This is a genomic window from Sphingobium olei (genome assembly GCF_042678845.1).
Lineage (GTDB): Bacteria > Pseudomonadota > Alphaproteobacteria > Sphingomonadales > Sphingomonadaceae > Sphingobium > Sphingobium olei.
The window spans coordinates 1-4,008 of record NZ_JBHTLS010000063.1 but is presented as its reverse complement, the minus strand read 5'-3'; the positions used below and the strand labels follow the sequence as shown (position 1 = coordinate 4,008).

Sequence of the window (4,008 nt, the reverse complement as noted above, 5' to 3'; positions counted from 1 at the left end):
TCTCAAACTGCGCGCGATCAGCTCGGAATGCTGCGCGGACAATTCTCGGAACGCTGCGCGCGATTAAATCGGAAGCCCGCGCGCCATCAAATCGGAATGGTGCGCGCGATGACCTCGGAATCCGCAGACAATGGGGCAGCCCGCTGCCAGCGACATCGCAATGCGACCGGTCGCATCGAAAATCGGAAAATTCCACGGAATGATCTGACCGCTTACGCCGGCAGGCTCATAGCGCGAGTAGACCAGCATGTCAGGACCGCCGGCCGGGATCGTCTGGCCGAAGATCTTCGTCGGCCAGCCGGAATAATATTCTAGATTATCGATCGCGAGCGGGATATCCACCGCCCTTGCCATGCCGATCGGCTTGCCGGCGTCGAGCGCTTCGAGCAGCGCTAGCTGCTCCTTATGCTCGTCGACCAGGATGGCGAGCTCGCGCAGAACACGCTCGCAGTCCTTGGCGGTAAAGCGCCCCCATTCTCCTTCCAGAGATGACTTGGCAGCTTTCACGGCTGCATCGACGTCGCTTTCCCCGGCACCCGGCAATTCCACGATCTTCTCACTGGTGCTCGGATCGACGATATCGATCGTGACACCTTCTTCGCTCTCCCGGATCTCGCCATCGATCAGAAGACCAAGGCCGCTATTGGCCAGTTTGACCGCTTCGTCGCGTTCGGCAAAGTTCGACGCATCGGGCATGATAATTCCTTATTTAGCTTAGGAGGTTGCAAAGGTCCGCTGGCCGGCTTCGGCTGCTGGCGCGGAATTTTGGTTGGTGGCGGACGCAGCCGCGGCCTGGCGGCGCATGCGGTCGGCTTTGCGCAGCGCTCCCATACGGGCGGCTGCAACGGCCGTGATGAGAATGCCGCCGTTGAAGATCGGCTGGACATAGGACTCTGCGCCAAGCATGAAGAGGCCGGTCGTGCCTGTCCCCACAAGATAGACCGCAAGCACCGTGCCCCAGACATTGTAAAAGCCGGGGCGGAAGCAGGTTGCCCCCAGGAAGGCCGCAGCGAACGCAGGAAGAAGGAAGGCCTGCGCCGATGTAGGATGGCCGGCGCCAAGGCGGGCGACCTGGATAAACCCGGCCAGCGAGGCGAGCGTCGCGGAAATCACGAACGATCCGACAATGTAGCGATTGACGTCGATGCCAATGAGCTTGGCGGCTTCTGGTCCGCCGCCGATCGCATACAGGCGACGTCCAACAGGGCGCATGTAGAGGATGAACCACATGATGGATGCCAGCACGATGGCATAAAGGAAGGGGAGCGGAATAATGCCGCCTATCCGGGTCTGGCCAAGGGTCAGGAAGCCTGCAGGAATGCCTTGAAAGATGATCTGTCCGTTGGAGTAGAACAGCACCAGACCGCCCAATATGCTCCCCATGCCAAGACTGACGATAAGTGAGTTGAGCTGGAGATAGGCGACGAGTGTGCCCATGATCGCCCCGATCATGACCCCGACCCCGAGCACGATCAGCATCACGATCGGCCAGCTGAGTTCCTGGCGCGATAGCAGTCCTGCCGTGAGCATGACCGCAAGGCTGGCCACAAAACCTGGCGACAAGTCGAATTGGCCGATCACAAGGGGCACCATCACACCAAGCGCCACGATCGTAAGAACGGCGTTATCGCTCATGATCGATCCGGCGTTTGCCATTGTCGGGAAGGCATCGGGCCTGAGCGCGGAGAACAGGCAGATGACAAACACTAATGCTGCAGCAATGCCATAGCGGCTAAACAGGGCATTCATATCGAATCCTCTCTCAATGCCCGTAGATGGCGCGGTTAAGGGTTGTTATCGGCACGCCGGGCCCGTCAAATTCGTTCATGATGCGACCGGCTGCCATGATGCAGATGCGGTCGCAGTGCTCGGATAGGATCTCGAGGTCCGAGTCCATCACCAATACGGCGATATTTCTCTCGGCGGCGACCTTGCGGATAATGTGGAAAATATCGGTACGGGCGCCCACATCGATCCCTTGAGTGGGTTCGTCCAAGATCAATAGTCGCAGATCTCGTCTCAGCCATTTGCCGAGGACCACCTTTTGCTGATTGCCCCCCGACAGCGTCTCGATTGGGACCGACATGTCAGGCGACTTCACCTGGAAACTCCGGATGACCCCTCCAGCTGCGGCGTTACAGCGGCCCTCAGAGATCGTCAGACCGCTCACCAGAGAGTCAAGTTCCGCCACGATCGCATTTTCGGCGACGCTCAGCCCTTTGAATATCCCGGAGAGCCGATCTTGCGGGACATAGGCTATACCCGCACGGACATGCTGCGGGACCGACATGTCGGTAACGTCCCGCCCCTCGAGAAGGATCTTCCCGCTGGTCGCCCGCTGAAGGCCGAAGATCAATCGACCAAGTTCGGAGCGGCCCGACCCCACAAGGCCTGCTATACCCAGAAGTTCACCGCCCGCTACTTCCAGATTTGCGCCACCGACGCGATATCCTGACAGCTCACTTACCTCGAGAATTGCCCTGGCGCTGCCACGATCGGGTCGAGGAGCGTCCTCGTCCATGGTCGCGGCATCGTGACCGATGATGAGACGAACCAAGTCTTTTCTATCCAGTTCGGCCACCTCGCCATGATGCACCGTCCGGCCATCGCGCAGCACGGTGAGTTCGTCAGCGAGCTTGAGGACCTCTTCAAGCCGATGCGAAATGTACAGGATCGCAACGCCGCGCGCCTTGAGGCTCTGGAGCATCTCGATGAGACGGTCCGCTTCCGCCGCGGGCAGCCGGGCGGTCGGTTCGTCAAGAACGAGAATGCCGCCATGTTCAGGCAAAATGGCGAGCGCCCGGACGATGGCCACCATCGTCTGGTCAGTCGGTCCGAGATCGCCGACCTGCGTTCTTGGATCGCAGGTTACGCCATATTTGCGCAGCAGCTTGCCTGTCGCGAAATATTCATAGTCCCAGTCGATGCGCCCGCCCTGAATGGCGAAGCCAGCTGTAAGAGACAGATTCTCGGCGACGGACAGGGTTGCGACCAGTCCAAGATCCTGGTGCACAAACGCGATATGGCTGGCCCCGTCCGTTGCGGGGAAGATGATCTCCCCCGCATCCGGAACATGATATCCAGCCAGAACCTTGACGAGAGTCGACTTGCCGCATCCATTGGCGCCCAGAAGGGCGTGGACGCGTCCCGGAAGCAGGGTCAGGTCTACACCTGCCAGGGCCTGGGTGGCACCGAAAGCCTTTCGGATTCCCCGAACCTCGACCGCGTGTGCGACCTGCTCCATTTCCATGATGGCGGAATGCACCATGGCTCAGCTCACTCCCCACAGCTTCTTATACTGCGAGCGGAAATCGAAATCGCCCTGCCAGCCATGCTGAACTTCGTTCGGGCTCAGCCTGCCGATCGTATCCTTGTCGAACATCCGGATGGGAATATTTTGTTCGACTGCCGATTGCCCGTGCAGCATGCGGTTGAGGTTATCGACAAGGGCATATCCTTCCCAGTCGCGGGGATCGGCTGCGCATACGGCCTGGATCTGACCTTGCTGGATCAGCTGGACGTTCTCGCCGTTGCAATCGAACCCGGCGCCTCGAACCTTGCTGCCGATACCGGACGCCACCAGAGACCGCGCAACCCGGCTCATGCAGGAGTCGAAGCACCAGACCCAGTCGATCGAAGGATCGCCTTGCAGAGCAGCCAGTGCCACGGACGCGGGCTGCGTGTCGAGATTTGCCAAAGCATATTCCCGCGTGACAGACTTGCAGCCGGCACACGCGGCCTTGTCATTCAATACTTCAGTCGTGCCGAGATATTGCCCATGCGAAACGATGTAGAGGTCGGTATTCTTGATCAGAAGAACGTTCGGTTTGCCGTTCGACTTCCAGATCATGTAGTTCGCGATAGCTTTGCCAGTACCGACCCTGTGAATCGGCGTGCAAAAAGGACCCCGTTAGCGGGGTGATCGGCGTCTAAAAGGGACCCCTCATTTCGATAGCTTAAACAGCCGTCTGGATGTTCAGGCGGCGAGATCGGGATGTTGGTTTTGGA

The 4,008-nt window shown here is 59.3% G+C and carries 4 protein-coding genes; all 4 read right to left on the bottom strand.

Annotated features, from left to right (window positions below):
* Nucleotides 1–63: 63 nt before the first annotated feature.
* The 4 genes from ACFQ24_RS04270 to ACFQ24_RS04255 are packed head-to-tail and all read right to left on the bottom strand — an operon-like array spanning nucleotide 64 to nucleotide 3,862.
* The gene (locus ACFQ24_RS04270) at nucleotides 64–696 is read right to left on the bottom strand and encodes an aldehyde dehydrogenase family protein (RefSeq protein ID WP_380909239.1); all 633 of its coding nucleotides are present in this window, start codon (nucleotides 694–696) and stop codon (nucleotides 64–66) included.
* Between the two features lie 18 nt (nucleotides 697–714).
* Nucleotides 715–1,749, bottom strand: coding sequence for an ABC transporter permease (locus ACFQ24_RS04265; RefSeq protein WP_380909237.1), 1,035 nt, complete (start codon nucleotides 1,747–1,749; stop codon nucleotides 715–717).
* A gap of 13 nt (nucleotides 1,750–1,762) precedes the next feature.
* On the bottom strand, nucleotides 1,763–3,268 hold the full coding sequence (locus tag ACFQ24_RS04260) for a sugar ABC transporter ATP-binding protein (protein ID WP_380909235.1): 1,506 nt from the start codon (nucleotides 3,266–3,268) through the stop codon (nucleotides 1,763–1,765).
* A 3-nt stretch (nucleotides 3,269–3,271) separates the two neighbouring features.
* Nucleotides 3,272–3,862, bottom strand: coding sequence for a sugar ABC transporter substrate-binding protein (locus tag ACFQ24_RS04255; RefSeq protein ID WP_380909241.1), 591 nt, complete (start codon nucleotides 3,860–3,862; stop codon nucleotides 3,272–3,274).
* Nucleotides 3,863–4,008 lie beyond the last annotated feature (146 nt).

Excerpts from the sequence above, each read along its gene's own strand:
- ACFQ24_RS04270 (WP_380909239.1), bottom strand. The coding sequence starts at position 696 with ATGCCCGATGCGTCGAACTTTGCCGAACGCGACGAAGCGGTCAAACTG.
- ACFQ24_RS04260 (WP_380909235.1), bottom strand. The coding sequence starts at position 3,268 with ATGGTGCATTCCGCCATCATGGAAATGGAGCAGGTCGCACACGCGGTC.
- ACFQ24_RS04265 (WP_380909237.1), bottom strand. The coding sequence starts at position 1,749 with ATGAATGCCCTGTTTAGCCGCTATGGCATTGCTGCAGCATTAGTGTTT.